Source organism: Enterovirga rhinocerotis, assembly GCF_004363955.1.
Taxonomy (GTDB): domain Bacteria; phylum Pseudomonadota; class Alphaproteobacteria; order Rhizobiales; family Beijerinckiaceae; genus Enterovirga; species Enterovirga rhinocerotis.
The window spans coordinates 167,809-189,425 of sequence record NZ_SNZR01000014.1 but is presented as its reverse complement, the minus strand read 5'-3'; the positions used below and the strand labels follow the sequence as shown (position 1 = coordinate 189,425).

The following is a 21,617-nucleotide window of genomic DNA, read 5'->3' as shown; positions in this document are numbered from 1 at the left end:
CTCGATGCAGAGTTCGCCCGACCAGCCTGCCGTTTCGCTCGACGGCGTCGCCATCACCTTCGCCCTGTCCGGCGGCAAGACCTATCAGGCGGTGCGCGACATCGACCTGACCGTCGCGCCGGGCGAGTTCGTCGCGATCGTCGGGCCGACGGGCTGCGGAAAATCCACTCTGCTCAACGCCGCCGCCGGCCTCCTCGTGCCGAGCGCGGGCGGCGTCGAGATCTTCGGCGCGCGCCTTTCGGGCCTCAACGCGCGGGCGGGCTATCTCTTCCAGGCCGATGCGCTGATGCCGTGGAAGACGGCGCGCGACAACGTCGCGGTGGCGCTCGAACCGAAGCGGGTGGCCCGCGCCGAGGCGCTGCGGCAAGCCGACGGATGGCTCGCCCGCGTCGGCCTCAAGACCTTCGTCTCGTCCTATCCGCACATGCTCTCGGGCGGCCAGAGGAAGCGCGTCGCCCTCGCCCAGATGCTGATCCGGAATCCCGAGATCCTGCTGATGGACGAGCCCTTCGGGCCGCTCGACGCCATGACGCGGCAGATCATGGGCAACCTCCTCCTCGACCTCTGGGCAGGGGACAGGAAGGCCGTGATGTTCGTCACCCACGACCTCGAAGAGGCGATCGCGCTCTCCGACCGCGTCGTCGTGATGTCCGCCGGCCCGGCCGCCACCATCATCGGCGACTTCAAGGTCGGCCTCGCACGACCGCGCGACACGGCCGAGATCCGGCTCGACCCCGAATTCCACCGCATCCACAAGGACATCTGGGAGAGCCTGCGGGCCGAGGTCCAGAAGGCCTATGCCTTCGGCGAGGCCGGCTGATGCTGTGCCGAGAGATCATGCCATGACACGTCCGAAGCTCATCGCCGCGCAGGTCGGCGTCGCCGTCGTCGTGCTGCTCGTGTGGCACGTCCTGACGAACTACCCGATCTTCGGCGACGTGAAGAACGCCCAGTTCTTCTTCTCGACGCCCGCCAAGGTGATCGAGCGGGTCATCCGCGAGATCTTCACCACCGAGATCTGGCACCATCTCTGGATCACGCTCCAGGAGACGATCCTCGCCTTCATCTTCGGGGCGGCGGGCGGCATCCTCGTCGGCTTCCTCTTCGCAAGGCGGGAGATGCTGGCCGCCGTCTTCGACCCCTACATCAAGGCGTCGAACGCCCTTCCCCGCGTCGTGCTGGCGCCGATCTTCGCGCTCTGGTTCGGGCTCGGCATCTGGTCGAAGGTGGCGCTCGGCTTCACGCTCGTCTTCTTCATCGTCTTCTTCGCGGTCTACCAGGGCGTGCGCGAGGTCTCCCCGACGGTGCTCGCCAATGCCCGCATGCTCGGCATGAATGAGCGTCAGCTCCTGCGCCACGTCTATTGGCCGGCGGCGCTGACCTGGACCTTCTCCTCGCTCCACACCTCGGTCGGCTTCGCGCTCGTCGGTGCCGTGGTGGGCGAGTATCTCGGCTCCTCGGCCGGGCTCGGCTACAAGATCCAGGAGGCGGAGAGCGTGTTCGACGTGACCGGGGTCTTCGCCGGCATGGCGATCCTCATGGTCTTCGTCCTCGCCCTCGACGCCGTGGTCACGGCCATCGAGAACAGGCTGCTCGTGTGGCGGCCGACGCCGGGGAAGGCACTCTGACGGCGAACCGGCGAGCGAGAGAACTCACGCCGCGAAGGCCTCACGGAGCCGGAAGGCGGGTCCTCCCGTGGCGAGGATCGGGCGGATCCGCTCTGGGGGAACGGGGCGACCGAACAGGAAGCCCTGCACCTCGTCACAACCCAGTTCGCGCAGATGGCGGAGCTGAACGGGGGTTTCGACGCCCTCCGCATTGATGGTGATCCCGAGGCTCGATCCGAGGCCCGTGATGGCGGCCACGATCGCCCTGCATTCCGGTCTGGCGCCGAGTTCCTGGACGAAGCTCTTGTCGATCTTGAGCTTGTCGAACGAGAAGACCCGCAAATAGGTCAGCGACGAATATCCGGTCCCGAAATCGTCGACCGCGATCCGCACGCCGAGCGCGCGCAACCGCGCCAGGGTCGCCAGATTGGTCTCGGTGTCCTTCAGGAGGATGGATTCGGTGATCTCGACCTCCAGCCTCGCCGGATCGAGACCCGTCTCATCGAGCACCATCTTCACCGTGTCGACCAGATGGTTGCCGTTCGGGTGGAATTGAGCCGGGGACAGGTTGACGGCAACCTTGACGTGCTCGGGCCAAGACGTGGCCTCGCGGCACGCCTCGCGCAGCACGTAGTCTCCGATGTCGAGGATCAGTCCGATCGTCTCGGCGAGAGGGATGAATTCGGCGGGCGAGATGAAGCCGTGAACCGGATGGCGCCACCGGACCAGGGCCTCGCAGCCAACGATCTCGTCCCGCGCGCAATCGACCAGCGGCTGATAATGGACGCCGAGCGCCTTGTCGGCGACGGCGGCTCTCAAATCCTGCTCGAGGGCCCTGCTCGCCTGGATGACGGTGTCCACGTCGGCGTCGAACCAACGATGCGTCCGCCGTCCTTCGCGCTTGGCGCGATACAGGGCGAGATCGGCATTCGCGAGAAGGCGGTCCGATGTCCGGGCATCGGGCGTCGCCTCCGCCAGACCGATGCTGACTCCGATGAAGACCTCCTGACGTTTGAGAAGAAACGGCGCCGACAGCGCATCGACGATGCGGCCGGCCATCGCGTCCGCCCGTCGCATGGCTTCGTCGCCCATCACGAGCACGGAGAATTCGTCACCACCCAGACGGGCCACCAGATCGGCACGGCCTGGCACCTCGGCGCGCAAGCGGGATGCGACGAGGCACAGCAACTCGTCTCCCGCAGGGTGTCCCAAGCGGTCGTTCACGCCTTTGAAGCCGTCGAGATCGAGGCACAGGACAGCCACGCCGCCCGGGCTCGATGCCGGGTCGTCGAGCCCCACCAATGCTTCGGACAGCCGTTTCAGGAAGAGCGCCCGGTTCGGCAGGCCGGTGAGAAAATCGTGATGCGCGAGATGCGCGACATGCGCCTCGATCCGGCGGCGCTCGGTGACGTCGGTCGCAGCCAGAAGCACGGCCGGCCGATCCTGATAGCGGATCGGCCGCGCATAGGAGAGGGTCTCGATCTGCGAGCCATCCGAACGCCGATGCGCCTGAAGTTCTCCGGCGCTCTTGACCGGCATGGCGTCGGCCTTTGCCGGCACGGATGGATCGTCCCCCGACAGAAGATCGTGGACGCGCATCGCGGAGAAATCCTGCGCGCTGAAGCCGTAATGATCGACCGCCGCCTTGTTGACCGCCAGGAAACGCTGATCCTCTCCGTCGCACACCCACATCGGCATCGGATTGTCCTCGAAGAGAAGACGGTAGGATTCCTCGCGTGCCTTGATGCCTCCGACATCCGTCACCACGAGAGCGAGGAGATCGCCGACGCAGCCGGCCTCCACCTGAAGATGCAGCCATCCGCCGCCAGGGCGCAGATCGAACGAGTATTCGAAGGCGTCCGTGGATCCGTCCTGGAGGACACGGCACAATCGATCGAGGATCGGCCTCCGATCAGCCGGCAGCAGAAATTCGCTGAGGCGACGCCAGAGCAGCGCTTCCGTCGATTGCCGGAAGAGGGTCGATCCCCCGTCATTGATCGCAACGATCTGAAAATCCTCGGGTCGCCCGGCATCGTCGCGGAGCGTCGAGAGGGCCAGGATGCCCTGCCGCGTCGACCGGAAGATCGCCTCGACGAGGCTCGTCCGCTGTCCCACGAGATCGGAGAACAACAGCACGACCGGCCCGCCCCAGCGCTGCGTCAGGGGCAGCGCGGTCAGTGTCACCGTCTCGACCGAGCCGTTGCGGACCCGCTGGCACACCAGCCTCGTCGGCTCCCCGGTCTCGAGCGCGCTCACCCAGGCGCGCCGGAACGTTCCCTCGTCATGCGGATCGAGGTCGGCCAGCGACAGGTCCCAAACCTCTCGCCCGAGCCAGGTCTCGAAGCCGTGTCCCGCCCATTTCAGGGCAAGACGATCCCCGCCTGCTGCCACGATGAGTGCGGATTTCGCGGAATAGCGGCCCAGGGCGCCGAGAACGAGTTCCTCATAGCTCGTGCTCCCGTGTCGGCGAAGCTCGAACCAACGCTGAACGAGATCCGGTTCGAGAAGAACCGGATCGATCGAATGCGGATAGGACATGTCTGGTCGTGGTCCCGCTGCGCCGAGCGGATGAGCTGGATCATCAGCTTGAAACAAAAGATCAAAAAAAGCGTGCACTCCGCTATGCGATCTCGATGTCGGCCATGTGAACGAGCATGTCTGCGACGGGACCCCGGCGAGGGTCGCATGAGAGATTGGCGGCCGGACAGCCGGATGCCGACGCGCCCCCTCCGTCGGGCATCGTTGCGCGCGGCCTGCAACTTTGTCAGAAGCAGCATCAACGGAGGAACACCATGGAACGCAGGACCTTTCTCGGCGGCGCGGTGTCGCTCGGCGCGCTGACCCTCGGCATGCCCGCTTTTGCGCAGCCTGCCGGAAAACCGGAAAAGACGAGCGTGAAGCTCGGCGTCGGTGGCAAGCCGCTGCTCTACTATCTCCCGCTGACGGTCGCGGAGCGTCAGGGCCTCTTCAAGGAGCAGGGGCTCGAGGTCGAGATCAACGATTTCGGCGGCGGCGCCAAGTCGCTGCAGGCGCTCATCGGCGGCTCCGTCGACGTCGTCACCGGCGCCTACGAACACACCATCCGGATGCAGGCCAAGAACCAGTCCATCCAGGCCGTCTGCGAACTCGGCCGCTTCCCCGCCATCGTCATCGCCGTGAAGAAATCGCTCGCGGGCGAGATCAAGTCTCCGGCCGATTTCAAGGGCAAGAAGATCGGCGTCACCGCCCCCGGTTCCTCGACCGCCATCACCGCCCAATACGCCATGGTCAAGGCGGGACTGAAGCCGACGGACGCCGCCTATATCGGCGTCGGCGGGGGCGCGGGCGCGGTCGCCGCGATGAAGAGGGGCGAGATCGAGGTGATCGCGCATCTCGATCCCGTCATCTCGAAGCTCGAAGGCGACGGCGACATCCAGGTCCTGATCGACACCCGCACCGAGGCAGGCACCAAGGCCCTGTTCGGCGGCTCGAACCCGGCGGCCGTCGTCTATGCCAAGAGCGACTTCGTCTCCGCGAATCCGAACACCGTGCAGAGGCTCGTCAACGCACATGTGAAGGCGCTGAAATGGCTCGCCTCGGCGACGCCGGAGCAGGTCGCCGATCTCGTGCCGCCGGAATACCATCTCGGCGACAAGCCTCTCTATCTCAAGGCGGTGAAGAGCTCGCTCGAGAGCTACTCGCGCACGGGCATCATCCCGCAGGAGGGCATGGAGAGCGTGCTCGACACGTTGCGCAAGCTCGATGCCGAACTCGCCAGCGCCAAGATCGACCTCGCGGCGACCTTCACCGACCGCTTCGTCAAGGCCGCGGCGAGCTGAGGCGAGGCCGCGGCAGGCGGGGGCCGGTCCACGGGACCGCCCTCCGCTACCCCGCCTTCGTGTCGCTCTCGCGCATGAGGCGCTGGAGCTTGACCATGCCGCCGAGCCACCGGTCGTAATCGTCCGTCTTGCGGCGCATGTAGCCGAGGACCTCGGGATGCGGCAGGATCAGGAAGGTCTCCGCCTCGAGGCCCCGCACCGCCGCCTCGGCGACCGCGTCCGGCGTCAGCACGCCGTCGAAGGACGCGGGCCCCGCATTGCCGCCGCGCAGCATCGCCGTGTCGACGCCCTGCGGACAGAGCACCGCGACCCGAATGCCGTCGTCCCGGTGCGAGATGGCGAGGTTCTCGGCAAAGCCGATCGCGGCGTGTTTGGTGGTGGAATAGATCGCGCTTCCGACCTGCGACAGGAGACCCGCGGCGGAGACGGTGTGGAGGAACCAGCCGCCGCCCCGCGCCTTCATGCGCGGCACGAGCGCGCGCGCCGCCCGGATATGGGCCATCACATTGACCGACCAGGCCTGCATCCAGTCTGAATCGGGATAGCCGGCCGGGTTCTCGGAACGCGGGTCGAGCCCGGTGAGGATGCCCGCATTCGAGCAGAACAGCCCGATCGGGCCGAAGCGACGTTCGGTCTCGTCGATCACGTGGAGAAGGTCGGCCTCGCGCGAGACGTCGCAGGCGAAACCGGCCCCTCCGATGGTCCGGGCGACAGCCTCCGCCCCCGGCCCGTCGAGATCGGCCACGACGACAGCGGCCGCGCCCTCGGCGGCAAAGCGTTCGGCGAGGGCCCGCCCGATCCCGGACGCGCCCCCGGTCACCACAACGACCTGTCCGGCGACCTTCATGGCAGCCCCCCACCACGCGGTCGCCGTTCCGGTCTGGCGCGGGCGGCCAAGATGCCGCCCGGCCGCAACCGCATCAGCTGAGGTGCTTGGACAGGTGCTTGTTCATCTCGAACATCGTCACCTTGTCGGTTCCGAAGACCTTCTGCAGCTTGTCGTCCGCGAGGATCTCACGGCCGTTCTTCGGGTTCTGCAGCTTGTGCTTCTTGATGTATTCCCACACCTTCGAGACGACCTCGGTGCGCGGCAGCGGCTTGTCGCCGACGATGGCGCCGAGTTCCTTGGAGGGGTTCATCGGCTTCATGAGAGCCGGGTTCACCTTCTTCGCCGGGGCAGCGGCAGCCGCCTTGGTCGTCGTCTTCGCTTCCTTCGCCATTCCGCTCTCCTAGGTCCTGATGGCTTGTACAGGGCGAGCCTTGTGCAGGGCGAACGGCGCCGTCAACGGGTGGGATGCTCCCGAAGCGCGTTTTTGACAGGGATTTCCCCCTTCACAGCCGTTTTCCTGCCCATGGAGGGGGATTCGATCCCCGTTCCGCGGCTTTCGCGCTCACGATCGGCGCCGCCGAATCGACATGCGCCGCTCACGGAAACGCCCTTCCGGAGGTGCGGCGAGCCGCGCCACCTCCCGCCGCACAGCCTCGCGACTCTCCCGCTCAGGCGGCCTTCCTGGCGCCGCCGCCGAGATCGACGGTGAAATCGGCCTCGGTCTTGGCGCGGATCTCGTCCTCGCTGACGCCGTCCGCGAGCTCGATCAGCCGCATCCCGGCCGAACCCTTCTTGTCGATCGCGAACACGCCGAGATCGGTGATGACGAGATCGACGACACGGGTGCCGGTAAGCGGCAGCGTGCATTCCTTGAGCAGCTTCGCATCGACGGAGCCGTCCTTGTTCCGGGCGACGTGCTCCATCACCACGACGACCTTCTTGACGCCGGCGACGAGGTCCATGGCGCCGCCCATGCCCTTCACCATCTTGCCGGGGATCATCCAGTTGGCGAGGTCGCCGTTCTGGGCGACCTGCATGGCGCCGAGGATGGACAGGTTGATATGCCCGCCGCGAACCATCGCGAAGCTGTCCGAGGAGGAGAAGAAGCTCGTCGTCGGCAGTTCGGTGACCGTCTGCTTGCCGGCATTGATGAGATCCGGATCCTCCTCGCCCTCGAAGGGGAAGGGGCCCATGCCGAGCATCCCGTTTTCGGACTGGAGTTGGACGGTCATGCCGTCAGGAATGTAGTTCGACACCAGCGTCGGGATGCCGATGCCGAGATTGACGTAGAAGCCGTCCTGCAGCTCCTTGGCGGCGCGCTGCGCCATCTGCTCGCGGGTCCAGGCCATGCTGTTCTCCTTGCCTCCAGGCAGCGTCAGGCGGCGCGCTTGCGCACGGTGCGCTGCTCGATGTGCTTCGCGGCATTCGGGGTGTGGATGAGGCGCTTCACGAAGATGCCGGGCGTGATGATGTGGTCGGGATCGATTTCGCCCGGCTGGACCAGGTTCTCGACCTGCGCGACGGTGGCGGTCGCGGCCGTGGCCATCATCGGATTGAAGTTCCGCGCGGTCTTCCGATAGACGAGATTGCCTTCGGTATCGCCCTTCCAGGCGTGGATGACCGCGAGATCGGCCCACAGGCCCGTCTCCATCACGTAGTTCTCGCCGTTGAACTGACGCGTTTCCTTGCCCTCGGCGATCGCGGTGCCGTAGCCGGTCTTGGTGAAGAAGGCCGGGATGCCGGCGCCGCCGGCGCGGATGCGCTCCGCGAGCGTGCCCTGCGGGTTGAACTCGATCTCGAGCTCCCCGGCGAGATATTGCTGGGCGAAGAGCTTGTTCTCGCCGACATAGGACGAGATCATCTTCCTGATCTGGCGGGTCTCGAGCAGCACGCCGAGGCCGATCCCGTCGACGCCGGCATTGTTGGAGATGACCGTGAGGTCCTTGGCGCCCGATTCGCGGATCGCCGCGATCAGGACGTCAGGGATGCCGCACAGGCCGAATCCGCCGGCCATGACCGTCATCCCGTCCTTCAGCAGGCCGGCCAGTGCCGACGACGCATCCGGGTGAACCTTCTTCATCGACGTCTCCTTGGCGCCCGCTCGGCGCTCAGGTCCCATTCAGCAACCTTCACCATATCTCGCCGGGCTCGCGCAACCCATCCCCCGCCATTCGCCGCAGCCCCGTCCTTGGACAAACCGCGCCTCGGTCGCTAGGAAGACGCGGATGCTTCGGCCGGGCCAGCCCGCCCCTCGCGCGGCGCGCCGTTCGGTCGGATTCGACGCCGGAGCCCGATGTCTCGTTTCAGGATCGCCTGTCTCTGCCTGTTCGGCGCGGCCGTCGTCGCCGCCTTCCTGCCGTGGACGGTGACGTCGGAGCGCGTCGCGAGCGCACTGTCGCGGCAGATCCGCAACGAGGTCGGTGGAACCTTCGCGGTCGGCGGCCCGATCACGCTCTCCCTCCTGCCCGCGCCGCATCTGACCATCCAGAAGCCTCGGCTCACGACCGATCTCGTCACGGCGGAAGCCGACGAGCTCGAGGCCAAGCTGCGCCTTCTGCCGCTCCTGACCGGGCGTCTCCGCCTCGAGCGGCTCTGGGTGACGCGCGGGACGTTCGTCCTGGGCGCGACGGAGAGGCCGAGGGAATCCTGGATTCATGCCGTCGAGACGCTGCGCGCTCGCCTCGCCTCGGACGCGAGCTGGGCCTCTCGAATCGAACGCCTCGTCCTCAGCGACTCGACCATCCGCCTGGCCGGGGTGGCGGATCCCGACAGGGCCGATCTGCGGAACGTCACGCTGCTGGTCCGCTGGCCGAATGCAACGGGTGATCTCGACCTCAACGCATCCGCGATCTGGAACGGTGAACTCGCCACGATCGAACTGGCGCGGGTCACGCCGACGGCGCTGCTGGCGGGGCGGCGGGACGAGATCGAGGCGATGGTGTCGACCAGCGCCGGGCGCCTCGAAGCGACCGGCCGGCTGACGCTCGGCGACGAGCCGAGCTTCTCCGGCGAAGTCGGAGGCCGGGTGAGGTCGCTCGCGGCCCTCGCCCGCTGGACCGGCTGGCTCGACGACCTGCGCGATGCGGACCGTCCCGCCTCCGTGAGCGGCGCGGCGACCGTGTCGCCGGGCAAGATCGAATGGCCTCGTCTCGCGCTCGAGATCGGCCGCGACCGCTTCGACGGCTCGCTGGCCGTGCAGCTCGACGGGCCGCGCCCGCAGATCCGCGCGACCCTCGCCGCCGATCAGGTCGATCTCGGCTGGCTGGCGAAGCTCGTCGATCCGGCCGGCCCCGAAAGGCTGGAAGGGGATTACGACATCCGGCTTTCGGCCTCCCTGCTCCAGATCGGCGCGCTCCGGCTGCGCGACGCGGCGACCAGCGTGCAGGTCGGACCGCGTCTGCTCGAAGCCTCGCTCGGCCGCGCGAGCTATGCCGGAGGCACGCTTCGCGCCCGTATCTCCTCGGTGCTGGACGGCGAGGGGCGGGATATCAAAAGCCAGTTCGCCGTGGACGCGATCGATCTCGACAAGGCGCTCGGCGACGTCCTCATGATGCGCGGTCTCTCGGGCGCCGCCGCCGGCAACGCGACGATCGAGATCAACGGAGACCGGGGAACCCCGATCCTGAACCAGATGCGGGGGCGCGCGGCGCTCTCCGTGCGGGACGGCGAGATCACCGGCGCCGCCCTCGGCGACGGCGCGCGTCGCGCCTCGGTTCCGGCCGAATGGCGGACCGGCAAGGGACGCTTCAGCAAGGCCGCACTCGCCCTCGACCTCGCACAGGGCGTGGCCGAGGTGAGCGAGGGGAACCTCGACATGGCCGGATCGATGACCCAGATCAGCGGCCGGCTGAACTTCGGCAGCCGCACGGCGGCGCTGCGGGCGACCACCCGCGCGAACGGCGGCACCCGCCCCCCGCTCGTCGTCGACATCAGCGGGCCGCTGCAACGGCTCACGGCGACGACGGCCGCCGCCGAGGCCGTGCCGGCACCGGCCTCAACGAGCCAGTGACGCTCCGGCCCGGCGCTTCATCAGCAACGTGACGGTGACGAGGGTGAGCGCCACCGCCGCGATGAGCAGCGAGGACACGGCGTTGATCTCCGGCGTCACGCCGCGGCGCGCCTGACCGAACACATACATCGGCAGCGTCGTCGAGCCGGGCCCGGAGGCGAAGCTCGCGAGGACGAGATCGTCCAGGGACAGGGTGAAGGCGAGGAGGAAGCCGGCCCCGACGGCGGGCGCGATGATCGGCAGCGTGACCCCGAAGAAGGCCTGGAGCGGACTCGCGCCGAGGTCGCGCGCGGCCTCCTCGAGCGAGCGGTCGAACCCGATCAGCCGCGCCTGGACCACGAGCGTGACGAAGGACATGGCGAGGGTCACGTGGGCGATGGCGACCGTGACGGTGCCGCGGCCGAGATCGAGGGCGACGAACAGCAGCAACAGCGACAGTCCGGTCACCACCTCCGGCAGGACGAGCGGGACGTAGAGGAGACCGGTGAACATGCCCCGGCCGAGGAAGCGCCCTCCCCGCACGAGCGCCAGGGCCGCGAGGGTGCCGAGCACCGTCGCGACGCAGGCCGAGACGAGCGCGATCCGCAGCGACGTCCACAAGGCGGACATCAGCGCCGCGTTGTCGAGGAGGCCGCGATAGGCCCCCGTCGAGAAACCGGCCCAGACCGTGGCGAGGCGCGAGGCGTTGAAGGAGAAGACGACGACGAGCAGGATCGGCCCGTAGAGGAAGGCGAGCCCGAGCGCGAGCGCCGTCACGTTGAGGGGCGACAACCGGGCGGCACTCACGACGCGGCCTCCTGACGCCGCCGCTCGCTCTCGCGCAAGGCGACGATCGGCAGGATCAGGATCGCGAGCAGCACCACGGCGATCGCCGAGGCCAGCGGCCAGTTGGCATTGCTGAAGAACTCGCTCCAGAGGACGCGTCCCAGCATCAGGGTCTCGGTCCCGCCGAGAAGCTCGGGCACCACGAACTCGCCGACCATCGGGATGAAGCAGAGCAGCGAGCCCGCGACGATCCCCGGCAGCGAGAGCGGCACCGTCACGGTCCAGAAGCGGCGCAGCGGCGAGGCCCCGAGATCGGCGGCCGCTTCCAGCAAGGCCGGATCCTGCTTCTCGAGCGAGGCATGGAGCGGCAGGATCATGAACGGCAGATAGGCGTAGACGAGCCCGATCACGACCGCCGCATTGGTGTTGAGGATCGCCAGCGGCGCCGAGATCAGCCCGAGCGCGAGGAAGGCCTGGTTCAGCCAGCCATCCGATTTCAGGATGCCGATCCAGGCATAGACCCGCACGAGAAAGCTCGTCCAGAACGGCAGCACGACGGCCGCCAGGAGGATCATGCGCCAGTTCTGCGGCGCGCGGGCGACGGCGAGCGCGATGCCATAGCCGGAGACGAGGATGATCGCGGTCGCGACGAAGGCGAGGCCGAGCGAGGTCAGGAGGGCCTCGCCGTAGAGGCTGCTCGCGGCGAGGTCGCGGTAATTGTCGAGCGTCAATTCGCCGAGCGCCTCGCGCCAGAGCTCCGGATCGAGGCTCGCCGGGAGCTGCGGGCGGTAGGGCGGGCGGGCGCGCACGCTCTCCGAGACGCTCATCCGGACGACGATCAGGAGCGGCACGAGGACGAAGAGGGCGAGCCACAGGGCCGGCGCGAGGAGAACGAGCCGCGAGCCCCAGCGGCGCTTCGACGGCGCACGCCGTTTCCCACCCTCCCCTGGAGGGTGGACGACGCCGCTCACGTCACCACCCGCGCCGCGTCGGCGGCGAAGGCGAGCGTGATCGCCTCGCCGCGAAGCGGCTCCGGCGCACCGCCATGCGCCAGGACCCGGATGTCCTGGCCGGAGGCGAGGCGGGCCCGGATCGAGACGCCGTCGCCGAGGAAGGCGGTCGCGGTCACGGTCGCGGCGAGGCGGTTGGGACCCGGCACGTCGCCCGCCGCCAGCGAGAGATGCTCGGGCCGCACCATCACGGCGACCGCGTCGCCGGGCTCGCCCGTCTCCGCGCGGGCCTCGATCTCGGTCCCGTCCGCAAGCGCGATCCGGGCGAAGACCGGCTCGCGCCGGATGATGGTGCCCTCGATCAGGTTGGCGGCCCCGATGAAGCCGGCGACGAAGCGCGAGGCCGGACGCTCGTAGACCTCGCGCGGCGAGCCCGCCTGGATGAGCGAGCCGGCCTGCATGATGCCGATCCGGTCGGCGAGGCTCATCGCCTCGTCCTGGTCGTGCGTGACCATGACGAAGGTCGTGCCGAGCCGGGCCTGCAATTCCTTCAGCTCGGCCTGGGTGCTCTCGCGCAGCGACCGGTCGAGCGCGCCGAGCGGCTCGTCGAGGAGCAGCACGCGCGGCCGCCGCGCCAAAGCGCGCGCGAGCGCGACGCGCTGGCGCTGGCCGCCGGAGAGCTGGGCCGGATAGCGCGTCTCGAACCCGTCGAGGCGCGCGATGCGGATCATCTCGGCGAGACGGGCCGCCTGCTCGGCCTTGTCGAGCCCGCCGCGGCGCAGGCCGTAGGCGATGTTCCCGGAAACGGTCATGTGCGGGAAGAGCGCGTAGGACTGGAACATCATGTTGAGCGGCCGGCGCTCCGGCGGCGTGCCGACGAGATCGGCGCCGTCGAGCTCGATGCGGCCCTCGTCCGGCTCCTCGAAGCCGGCGATCATGCGCATCAGCGTGCTCTTGCCGCAGCCTGACGGTCCGAGGAGACAGAAGAACTCGCCTTCCGCGAGATCGAGCGAGACGTTCCGCACGGCGACGGCCGGGCCGAAACGCTTGGTGACGGTCTGGATGCGGATGATGGTCTTGCTGTCCAATTCGTGCGCTACCGGGGCCGGCCTCTCTGAGCGGAAGGTTCGCGACGGATCGCTCGTCCGGACCTATCAGCGTTGCGCAGGGTTGCAATCCCCTCCGATCGGCCTGCGGCGGAGGAGCTATCCGTTCGCCGCCCTGCATGCGAGGAGACGGCCATGGCCGGCCCGACCCTCCGCACCGCCGCCGCGACGGCGATCGCACCCTGTCTGTGGGGCACGACCTATATCGTCTTCACGACGCTGCTGCCGGTCGACCATCCGCTGCTCGTCTCGGCGCTGCGGGCCCTGCCGGCCGGCCTGCTGCTGATGGCCCTGGGCGCAGGCCTGCCGCCGCGCCATCAGATCGGGCGGCTCGCCCTGATCGGGTTCTGCAATATCGGGCTCTTCTTCGCCTTGATCTTCTTCGCGGCCGCGCGGCTTCCCGGCGGAGTCGCCGCGACGCTGAGCTCGAGCCAGCCCCTCATCGTCGCCTTCCTCGCCTGGCCGCTGCTTGGGCGGAAGCCGCGCATCGCCCAGGTCGCCGCCGCCCTGTGCGGCCTCGTCGGGGTCGCGATGCTGGTGCTCGATCCCTCGGCCCATGTCGATCTGCTCGGCGCACTCGCGGCCTTCGGCAGCGCCTTGTCGATGGCCTGCGCGACGGTGCTGATCGCCCGCTGGGGGCGTCTCGGCACGGCGATGCAGGTCACGGCCTGGCAGCTCGCGCTGGGCGGCCTGTTCGTGCTTCCCTTCGCGCTCCTGGTCGAAGGTGTGCCGCCGCTGCCGAGCGGGCAGAACCTTCTCGGCTACGCCTATCTCGGCCTGCTCGGGACCGCCCTCGCCTATTGGCTGTGGGTTCGCGGCATCGGCCTCATCGGGCCCGATGCCGCCTTCCTGGGGCTGCTCAGCCCCGTCACCGCGACCCTCATCGGCGCGGCGGCGCTCGGCGAGTGGCTCGGCCCTCTCCAATGGTGCGGCGTCGCGATCATCCTCGGCGCGACGCTCGCCGGGATGTGGCTCGCGCGGCAACGGGCGAGAGGCACCTGACCGGTCTCAATGGGCATCGGCCGGGGCGCCGGCCGCGCCCGGGCGCTTCACGAGGACCAGCAGCACGGTCATGGCGGCGAAGAGCAGCGTGAGGGCGAGGAAGACGTCGCCGAAGGCCATGACCAGCGCCTCGCGCCGCACGATCTGCGACATCTGCTTCAGCGCCGCCCTCTCGGCATCAGAGCCGAGCTGCGAGAACGCGCCTTCCAGGGTGCCGAGGGTCTCCAGGGCCCGGTCGCGAGACCATGTGACCTGGTCGCGCAGCCTTTGCAGGTGCAGGTCCCAGCGCCAGTTCAGGAGGGTGTTGATGAGCGCGAGCCCGACCGCCCCGCCGAGATTGCGGGTGAGGTTGTAGAGGCCCGAGGCGTTCTTGATCCGATCCGGCGGCAGCGTGCCGAGCGCGATGTTGTTGATCGGGATCATGCAGATCATCAACGCCACGCCGCGGAAGATCTGCGGCACGACGAGTTCGCCGAACGACCAATCCTTGGTGATGAAGGACGCCCACCAGGTCCCGATGCCGAACCCGACGAAGCCCATCCCCATCATCACGCGCGGATCGAGCTTCGAGACCATCCGCCCGGCGATCGGCGCGGTCAGGAACATGCAGATGCCGGTCACGAACATCGTCTCGCCGATCTGGAGGGCCGAGAGCCCCCGCACGCGGCCGAGATAGACGGGGTACAGGTAGGTCAGGCCGTACAGGCCGATCCCCACGACGAAGGAGAAGAGGCTGCCGACCGCGAAATTCCGGTCGGCGAAGGCGGTGAGGTCGACGATCGGATGACGCGCCGTGAGGGCGCGCCAGAAGAACGCGACGCCCGAGACGACGCAGATGACCGCGCAGATCGCGACGGATTCCTCCTGCAGCCAATCGTGGTTCGGGCCTTCCTCCAGCACGTATTCGAGCGTGCCGAGGAAGGCGGCCATCAGGGCGAGTCCGCTCCAGTCGAAGGTCTCGAACAGCCCCCATTGCGGCTCGTCGAAATCAACCAGGAGCCAGGTCGCGATCGTGACGAAGATGCCCGGCACGACGTTGACCAGGAACAGCCAGTGCCAGGAGAAGATGTCGGTAAGGTAGCCGCCGATGGTCGGTCCGATCGTCGGCGCGAGGGTCGCGACGAGGCCGATGATCGGCGTGACGATGCCGCGCTTCGAGGGCGGGAAGATCGTGTAGGCCGAGGCGAAGACGGTCGGGATCATGCCGCCGCCGAGGAAACCCTGAAGCGAACGCCACAGGATCAGCTCGCCGATCGTGGTCGAGGTCGCGCACATGAAGCTCATGAGCGTGAAGCCGCCGGCTGAGATCACGAACATCCAGCGCGTCGAGAGCACGCGCGACAGCGTGCCCGAGAGCGGGATCATGATCACCTCGGCGATCAGATACGCGGTCTGGACCCAGGAGATCTCGTCCTGCGAGGCCGAGACACCGGCCTGGATCTCGGTGAGCGAGGCCGAGACGATCTGGATGTCCAGGATGGCCATGAACATCCCGAACACCATGCACATGAAGGCGAAGAGCTTGCGGCCTTCGCCCGTCTCGGGCGTCGCGCGGGGGATGGCGGCGAGAGCGGCGGAGCTCATGGCACAGCCCCCCGGCACGGATCGGCAGGTCGCGGGTCGCGGCCTCCCGCCCGGCTCGGGCTGGCGCCCGAGTCCGCCCTTCCCGCCGCTACGCGGGGCAGGGCAATCGCATATGGCTGCGGGGATGACGGCGCACCTTCCCTCCCCCTTGTGGGGAGGGCCGAGTTGTCCCCGGACTTGCTCCGGGGGCGAACCGGGGTGGGGGTGGTGCCGCCTACCGCGACGTCGGGTGGGCGGCACCACCCCCATCCGGCCGTCCGCTTCGCTCGGGACCACCTTCCCCACAAGGGGGAAGGAAAGCGGACAGCCGTCACGAAACCAGATGCGATAGCCCTGGCTCCGCGGAGGCAAGGTTGGGCGCGGAGCCTGGCGTCCATCGCCGCGACCTCAGCGCGTCTTCGCATCCAGCGCCGCCTGCGCGACCTTCGGATCGCGGATGTCGACGCTGGTGACGACCGACATGCCGGGGCGCAGGAACCCTTGCGCGGCCGCCTCCGGATCGACCTTCACGCGCACGGTGACGCGCTGCACGATCTTGGTGAAGTTGCCCGTCGCGTTCTCGGGCGGCAGCAGGCTGTATTGCGAACCGGAGGCCGGCGCGATGCTCTCGACCACCGCCGGGACATGGCGCCCCGGATAGGCGTCGACCTCAAGCCGCACGACCTGGCCCGGATGGATCGGACCGAGCTGGGTCTCCTTGAAATGCGCGTCGACATGGACCGTCTGGAGCGGGATGAGGGCGGCGAGGCGCGTGCCCGGCGCGACATAGGATCCGATCTGGACCGCGCGGTTGCCGACGACGCCGGAGACCGGGGCCCGGATCTCCGTGAAGGCGAGATCGCGCTCGGCGCGGGCGAGTTGCGTCCTGGCCTCGCCCGCCGTGCGCTCGGCCTCGATCCGCTGGGCTTCCAGCACCTCGACATTGGCCCGCGCGACATCGAGGCCGGCCTCCGCCGCCTGGACGGCCGCGACGGCGCGGTCCCGGTCCGAGCGGGCCTGCTCGTATTTCGCGCGCGAGGCGAAATCGGATTGTGCCAGGCGGGTCTGGCGTTCGAATTCGGAGGCCGTGCGCAGGCTCTCCGCGCGGGCCGAGGCGATCTGCGGCTCGACCTGGGCGACCTGGGCGCGCGCGGCGACGACCTGCCGCCCGATCCGGCTCGTGGTCGCCTCGAGGGTCGCGAGCTTGTCGCGCGCGGCCTGGACGGCGAGTTTGTAATCGACGTCGTCGATCCGCGCGATCACCTCGCCCTGGCGGACGGGCTGATCGTTCTGGATCTCGATCGAGGCGATGTAGCCCGAGACCTTGGCCGCGAGGATCGTGATGTCGCCGGCCACATAGGCGTCGTCGGTGGCGACGAGGAACCGCCCCTCGGTCCAGTACCGCCAGCCATAAAGGGAGCCACCGGCGAGGACCGCGAGGGCCAGCACGAGGAAGACGAGCTTGCGGCGCGATCTCGGCTTCTCGGCCGGCTCGGCCGCGCCATCCCGCGGGCGGGCCTCCGACGTTCCCGGATCGCCGGGTGCGCGGGCAGCAGGCGATGCGTCCTCGGGCGCCGGGTGATCGGCCGGGGCACCGGCGGGCGGTTCACCGGCCCTGTCCACGGGCCGGTCCTCCGATCCGGGGAGCCCCGAGACCGGGCGATCGTCGCGAAAGGCCATGACGGAACTCCGTCCCACCGCGCCGGACAACGGCCGCGGCGAGTTTGACACTGGCGTAGCGTCTACATATGTTGACCGAACCGTTCGGTCAATCGGAGCAAGTCAGGACAGATGAACGATGTGCGCTCCCGCACGGAAGCCCAAGGCCCGGCCGATTCGGGCAAGCGGCGCCAGATCCTCGATGGGGCGCGGCAGATCTTCCTCGCCCAGGGCTTCGACGGCGCCTCGATGGGCAGCATCGCCAAGGCCGCCGGCGTGTCGAAAGGGACCCTCTATGTCTACTTCAAGGACAAGGAGGCCCTCTTCGAGGCGCTGACCCAATCGGAGAAGAGCGGCCTCGCCGAGGTGCTGTTCCGGCTCGACGAATCCGACCCGGATGTGCCGTCTGCGCTGCGTCTCGTCGGCCGGACCTTGCTCGACATGATGGTCCGGCCCGACCACATCTCGTCCGTCCGCATGGTGATCGGCGCGGCCGACAAGTTCCCGGCCTTCGCGCGATCCTTCTACGAGGCGGGGCCCAAGCTCGGCGCTGCCCGGCTCAAATCCTATCTCGACGGTCAGGTCTCGGCCGGACGGCTCGAGATCGCGGATACGGCTCTCGCGGCCGAGCAGTTCCTGAACCTGTGCTCCGCCGGCATCCTCAAGCGGCTCCTGTTCGGGATACCCGAATCCTGCGCGCCCGAGAGCCTGGACCACAATGTCGAGGGTGCGATCGAGGTCTTTCTCGCCGCCTATGCGCGGTCGTCCTCGCGCAAAGCCGCCGCGACGCGCGACTGAAGTACGTCGGGCCTCTTGAGGACGAGCGCACCGCGCGTGCGCTCGATCAGGTTTTCGCCGGCCAGGGTCGTGAATTCGCGCGTCACCTGCTCCCGCCGGCAGCCGATCCGCGCGGCGAGGACGTGGTGGTACGGCGGCGGCGTGACGACCCGTTCCTCGGCATGGCCCGTGCGCGGGATCGAAAGGCGCAGCAGTTCCGAATAGAGCCGGTGCCGCAGATCGAGCACGGTGTGCTCCATGATCCGCGCATCGAGGTCTCGGACGCGGCGGGCGAGGAGGCGCAGAAGGCGATCCGCCACCGTCGGGGCGGCGAAGATCAGCTCCTTGAACACGGCGGCGGACATCGTGCAGACCTCGCCGCGCGTCAGCGCCGTGACGTTCGCCGAGCGCGGCGTGCCGTCGAGCGCAGCCAACTCGCCGAAGACGGCCCCTGCCCGCATCTCGCCGAGGATCACCTCCTTGCCGGAGCGTGTCCGGATCAGAACGCGGACGTCGCCCGAGATCAGGAAATAGACATCCGTGGACGGATCGTCGAAATCGACCAGCGTCTCGTTCGGCGAAAACGCGCGACAGCGCGTCTTCGCCTCGAATGCGGCGAGATCGACCTCTGCTCCCTGGAGCAGCGACACCTTCGACAAGCGGTTCATGCCGTCCTCATGCGGAGCCGAATGGGGCCGGCCTCGCGTGCCGAGTCAAGCCGGAGGCCGCGTCCGGCCGGGGACAGCGCCCGTTCTGGCGCCTCGTGCGACGCCCCGCCTCAGTCTCCGGCGGCCTCGATCAGGCGAGTCGCGGCCGCCCTCGCCTCGTCCGTGACCGAGGCGCCGGCGAGCATGCGGGCGATCTCCTCGCGGCGCGAGACGGGCTCGAGAGCCTCGACGCTCGTCGCGACGCGCTGGGATTTCGGCCCGCCTTGCTTGGCGATCAGGAAATGCGTCCCGGCGCGCGCCGCGACCTGGGGCGCATGCGTCACGGCCATGACCTGAACCCGCGCGGCGAGCCGCGCCAGCCTTTGGCCGATCGCATCCGACACCGCGCCGCCGACGCCGGTATCGATCTCGTCGAAGACGAGGGTCGGGGCGGAGCCGCGCTCCGCGAGCACGACCTTCAGCGCCAGGATGAAGCGCGACAATTCCCCGCCCGAGGCCACCTTCATCATCGGGCCGGGGCGGGTGCCCGGATTGGTCTCGACCCAGAACTCGACCCGATCCCGGCCGCCGCTGTCCCGCGAGGCGGGATCGGTCTCGACCTGGGTCAGGAAGCGAGCGCTGCCGAGCTTGAGCGGAGCGAGTTCCGCCGCGACCGCCTTGTCGAGCCTCGCCGCGGCCTTGCTCCGCCCGGCCGAGAGCTTCTCGGCCGCTGCGACATAGTCGGTCTCCGCCTGCGCCGTCTCCGCGGCGAAGCGCGAGACCTCCGCCTCGCCCGCCCCGATCGCGGCCTGATCGGCCCCGAAGCGGTCTCGGAGCGCGGCGAGATCGTCCGCGGGCACGGAGAATTTCCGCGAGGCGGCCCGGAGCTTGAACAGGCGCTCCTCGGTCCGTTCGAGATCGGCCGGGTCGAACTCGGCCGCCCGGATCGCCTCGGCGACGGACCGGTCCGCTTCGTCCAGGGCGAGGAGCAGGGCATCCAGCGCGGCGATGGGGCGGGCGACCAGCGACTCGGCCGCTCCCGAGCGCCGCTCCAGCTTCCGGATGGCGGCCGAGAGGCTGCCGATCGGGGCCGCCACCGCCTCGGCGGCGTCCTGAAGCTCCTGCGCCACCTTCTCGGCCTGCTGCATCACCTGCCGGCGCTCGCCGAGCGCGGCCTCTTCGCCGGGCTCCGGCGCAAGAGCCGTGAGTTCGGCCACGGCGTGATCGATGTAATCCTGCTCCTTGCGCAGGAGGGCGAGGCGCTCCTCCGCCTCGCCGAGGGCCGCCTTCGCCTGCCGAAGCCTCCTCGCCGCGGTGGCCACCGCCTGGGCCTGCGGCACGAGACCCCCATGGGCATCGAGGATCGCGCGATGGGTGGAGGGGTCGACGAGCGCGCGGTCGGCATGCTGGCCGTGGATCTCGACCAGGGCCGCGCCCATCTCGCGCAACGTCTGCACGCTGACCGGCTGATCGTTGACGAGGGCACGCGTGCGCCCGTCCGCGAACTGCACGCGGCGCAGGATGAGATCGCCGTCGATGTCGAGATCGGCCGCGACCGCGAGCGCCCGGGCCGGATGGTCGGCGGCAACGTCGAACACGGCCGAGACCTGGCCCTGCGTCTCGCCGTGCCGCACGAGGGAGCCGTCGCCGCGCGAACCGAGCGCGAGCGCGAAGGCATCGAGAAGGATCGACTTACCCGCCCCCGTCTCGCCGGTCAGCACGCTGAGGCCGGGCGCGAAGCGCAGATCGAGCCGGTCGATCAGGACGATGTTGCGGATCGAAAGCTGCGCGAGCATGCGCGGCCCTCTTAGAGCATGGCGCGGGAAAGAGGAATCCGGCTTTTGGACATGCTCAGGCCGGCATGATCGCCGCCGATCCCACCCGGACCGGCGGCGCGGCGAGGAGACGCCGCAATCGCCTCACCGCCCGAGGGCGGCGACCCTGAAGCCCTTGAAGGTCTTGCTGATCCACGAATCCGCGTCCTCGCGCGGCTCGAGGCCGTTCGAGCGGACGAGCGAATAGGCGTCCTTGTACCACTGGCTGTTCGGGAAGTTGTGGCCGAGGACCGCAGCGGCGGTCTGAGCCTCGCCGGTCAGCCCGAGCGCCATATAGGCCTCGGTCAGACGCTGGAGCGCCTCCTCGACATGGCGCGTCGTCTGGTACTTCGACACCACGTCGCGGAAGCGGTTGATGGCGGCGGTGTAGTTCCGGCGCTCAAGGTAATAGCGGCCCACCTCCATCTGGGCGCCGGCGAGCTGGTCGCGGGCGACCTGGATGCGGTAGCGCGCATCGGCCGCATATTCGGAATTCGGGTATTTCTGGACGAGTTCCGTCAGCCCGGCGAGGGCCTTCTCCGAGCGTTCCTGATCCCGCGAGGTATCCGGGATCTGGTTGAAGTTGGACATCGCGTAGAGATACTGCGCGTAGGCCGCATCCTTCGTGTTCGGATATTTCTGCAGGTAGCTGCGGGACGACGTGATGGCGTCGTCGTATTTCTGCGCCTCGTAATTGGCGAAGGCCTGCATGATGAGGCCCTTCCGGGCCCATTCAGATTGCGGGTAGTTGCGGCCGATCTCGCCGAAGCGCCGGGCGGCGCCCTCGCGATCGCCGTTCCGCATGCGGGCGAGGCCCTGGTCGTACATGCGCTCCGGCGGCACGTCCGCCGTGACCTTCATCTCGTATTTTTCGGAGGTGTCGAACGGGTTGAGGTTCGAGAGCGTGTCGCATCCCCCGAGCCCGGCCGCGACACCAGCGATGAGCGCCGCGCGCAGCGCGACCATCGCGGTCTGTCCCTCTGTGATCTTGAACGTCATCCGTCGTCGGTCCCCAGACTCGGCCATGGCGTCGTGCGCGGCGAAGCGCACGGAGCCCAGCGCCTACGGATC

19 protein-coding genes are annotated in these 21,617 nt (G+C 68.8%); 6 read left to right on the top strand and 13 right to left on the bottom strand.

All coding sequences use genetic code 11. The annotated features are described in order from the left end of the window. The first annotated feature begins 4 nt into the window (after positions 1-4). Complete coding sequence (locus EV668_RS17540) at positions 5-820, top strand: ABC transporter ATP-binding protein (protein ID WP_133772457.1); 816 nt, start codon at positions 5-7, stop codon at positions 818-820. 22 nt (positions 821-842) lie between these two features. Then, complete coding sequence (locus tag EV668_RS17535) at positions 843-1,628, top strand: ABC transporter permease (RefSeq protein WP_133772456.1); 786 nt, start codon at positions 843-845, stop codon at positions 1,626-1,628. 24 nt (positions 1,629-1,652) lie between these two features. Here the strand turns inward: EV668_RS17535 and EV668_RS17530 are convergent, their stop codons facing one another. Next, positions 1,653-4,145 (bottom strand): EAL domain-containing protein, encoded by a 2,493-nt coding sequence (locus tag EV668_RS17530; RefSeq protein WP_133772454.1) that lies wholly within the window; start codon positions 4,143-4,145, stop codon positions 1,653-1,655. 254 nt (positions 4,146-4,399) lie between these two features. Between EV668_RS17530 and EV668_RS17525 the strand changes: the two genes are divergently transcribed. Continuing rightward, positions 4,400-5,425 carry an ABC transporter substrate-binding protein gene (locus EV668_RS17525; RefSeq protein ID WP_133772452.1) on the top strand — a complete coding sequence of 342 codons (1,026 nt, stop codon included), beginning with the start codon at positions 4,400-4,402 and terminating at the stop codon, positions 5,423-5,425. 46 nt (positions 5,426-5,471) lie between these two features. Here EV668_RS17525 and EV668_RS17520 read toward each other — a convergent pair whose 3' ends face one another. From EV668_RS17520 to EV668_RS17505, 4 genes are all read right to left on the bottom strand, one after another. Continuing rightward, the gene (locus EV668_RS17520) at positions 5,472-6,272 is read right to left on the bottom strand and encodes an SDR family NAD(P)-dependent oxidoreductase (protein WP_133772450.1); all 801 of its coding nucleotides are present in this window, start codon (positions 6,270-6,272) and stop codon (positions 5,472-5,474) included. A gap of 73 nt (positions 6,273-6,345) precedes the next feature. Continuing rightward, positions 6,346-6,645: an SWIB/MDM2 domain-containing protein gene (locus EV668_RS17515; protein WP_133772448.1), complete on the bottom strand. Its 300-nt coding sequence runs from the start codon at positions 6,643-6,645 to the stop codon at positions 6,346-6,348. Between the two features lie 277 nt (positions 6,646-6,922). Then, positions 6,923-7,603, bottom strand: coding sequence for a 3-oxoacid CoA-transferase subunit B (locus EV668_RS17510; protein WP_133772446.1), 681 nt, complete (start codon positions 7,601-7,603; stop codon positions 6,923-6,925). A gap of 26 nt (positions 7,604-7,629) precedes the next feature. Then, positions 7,630-8,334: a CoA transferase subunit A gene (locus EV668_RS17505; protein WP_133772444.1), complete on the bottom strand. Its 705-nt coding sequence runs from the start codon at positions 8,332-8,334 to the stop codon at positions 7,630-7,632. A 213-nt stretch (positions 8,335-8,547) separates the two neighbouring features. On the opposite strand from EV668_RS17505, the gene EV668_RS17500 reads away from it, so the two are divergent. Continuing rightward, positions 8,548-10,263, top strand: a complete 1,716-nt coding sequence (locus EV668_RS17500; protein ID WP_133772442.1) for an AsmA family protein — start codon at positions 8,548-8,550, stop codon at positions 10,261-10,263. Here EV668_RS17500 and EV668_RS17495 read toward each other — a convergent pair. The 3 genes from EV668_RS17495 to EV668_RS17485 are packed head-to-tail and all read right to left on the bottom strand — an operon-like array spanning position 10,249 to position 13,066. Beyond that, the gene (locus EV668_RS17495; RefSeq protein ID WP_133772440.1) at positions 10,249-11,049 is read right to left on the bottom strand and encodes an ABC transporter permease; all 801 of its coding nucleotides are present in this window, start codon (positions 11,047-11,049) and stop codon (positions 10,249-10,251) included. The genes EV668_RS17500 and EV668_RS17495 overlap by 15 nt on opposite strands. Then, positions 11,046-11,999, bottom strand: coding sequence for an ABC transporter permease (locus EV668_RS17490; RefSeq protein WP_425359635.1), 954 nt, complete (start codon positions 11,997-11,999; stop codon positions 11,046-11,048). Before EV668_RS17490 ends, EV668_RS17495 begins: the two co-directional genes overlap by 4 nt. Next, positions 11,996-13,066 (bottom strand): ABC transporter ATP-binding protein, encoded by a 1,071-nt coding sequence (locus EV668_RS17485; protein WP_133772438.1) that lies wholly within the window; start codon positions 13,064-13,066, stop codon positions 11,996-11,998. The genes EV668_RS17490 and EV668_RS17485 overlap by 4 nt, the downstream gene beginning before the upstream one ends. Positions 13,067-13,219: 153 nt before the next feature. Here EV668_RS17485 and EV668_RS17480 point away from each other — a divergent pair, with 153 nt between their 5' ends. Then, complete coding sequence (locus EV668_RS17480; protein WP_133772435.1) at positions 13,220-14,086, top strand: DMT family transporter; 867 nt, start codon at positions 13,220-13,222, stop codon at positions 14,084-14,086. 6 nt (positions 14,087-14,092) lie between these two features. Here EV668_RS17480 and EV668_RS17475 read toward each other — a convergent pair whose 3' ends face one another. Together EV668_RS17475 and EV668_RS17470 are read right to left on the bottom strand one after the other, a co-directional pair. Continuing rightward, the gene (locus tag EV668_RS17475; protein ID WP_133772433.1) at positions 14,093-15,670 is read right to left on the bottom strand and encodes a DHA2 family efflux MFS transporter permease subunit; all 1,578 of its coding nucleotides are present in this window, start codon (positions 15,668-15,670) and stop codon (positions 14,093-14,095) included. A 387-nt stretch (positions 15,671-16,057) separates the two neighbouring features. Continuing rightward, on the bottom strand, positions 16,058-17,329 hold the full coding sequence (locus EV668_RS17470) for an HlyD family secretion protein (RefSeq protein WP_133772431.1): 1,272 nt from the start codon (positions 17,327-17,329) through the stop codon (positions 16,058-16,060). A 111-nt stretch (positions 17,330-17,440) separates the two neighbouring features. Here EV668_RS17470 and EV668_RS17465 point away from each other — a divergent pair, with 111 nt between their 5' ends. Then, positions 17,441-18,106 carry a TetR/AcrR family transcriptional regulator gene (locus tag EV668_RS17465; RefSeq protein ID WP_133772429.1) on the top strand — a complete coding sequence of 222 codons (666 nt, stop codon included), beginning with the start codon at positions 17,441-17,443 and terminating at the stop codon, positions 18,104-18,106. On the opposite strand, the gene EV668_RS17460 is transcribed toward EV668_RS17465, so the two are convergent. From EV668_RS17460 to EV668_RS17450, 3 genes are all read right to left on the bottom strand, one after another. Continuing rightward, positions 18,061-18,753: a Crp/Fnr family transcriptional regulator gene (locus EV668_RS17460; protein ID WP_133772427.1), complete on the bottom strand. Its 693-nt coding sequence runs from the start codon at positions 18,751-18,753 to the stop codon at positions 18,061-18,063. The two genes, EV668_RS17465 and EV668_RS17460, sit on opposite strands and share 46 nt — an antisense overlap. A gap of 110 nt (positions 18,754-18,863) precedes the next feature. Beyond that, complete coding sequence (gene recN / locus EV668_RS17455; protein ID WP_133772425.1) at positions 18,864-20,528, bottom strand: DNA repair protein RecN; 1,665 nt, start codon at positions 20,526-20,528, stop codon at positions 18,864-18,866. 123 nt (positions 20,529-20,651) lie between these two features. Then, positions 20,652-21,545: an outer membrane protein assembly factor BamD gene (locus EV668_RS17450; protein WP_425359634.1), complete on the bottom strand. Its 894-nt coding sequence runs from the start codon at positions 21,543-21,545 to the stop codon at positions 20,652-20,654. Between the last annotated feature and the right edge of the window lie 72 nt (positions 21,546-21,617).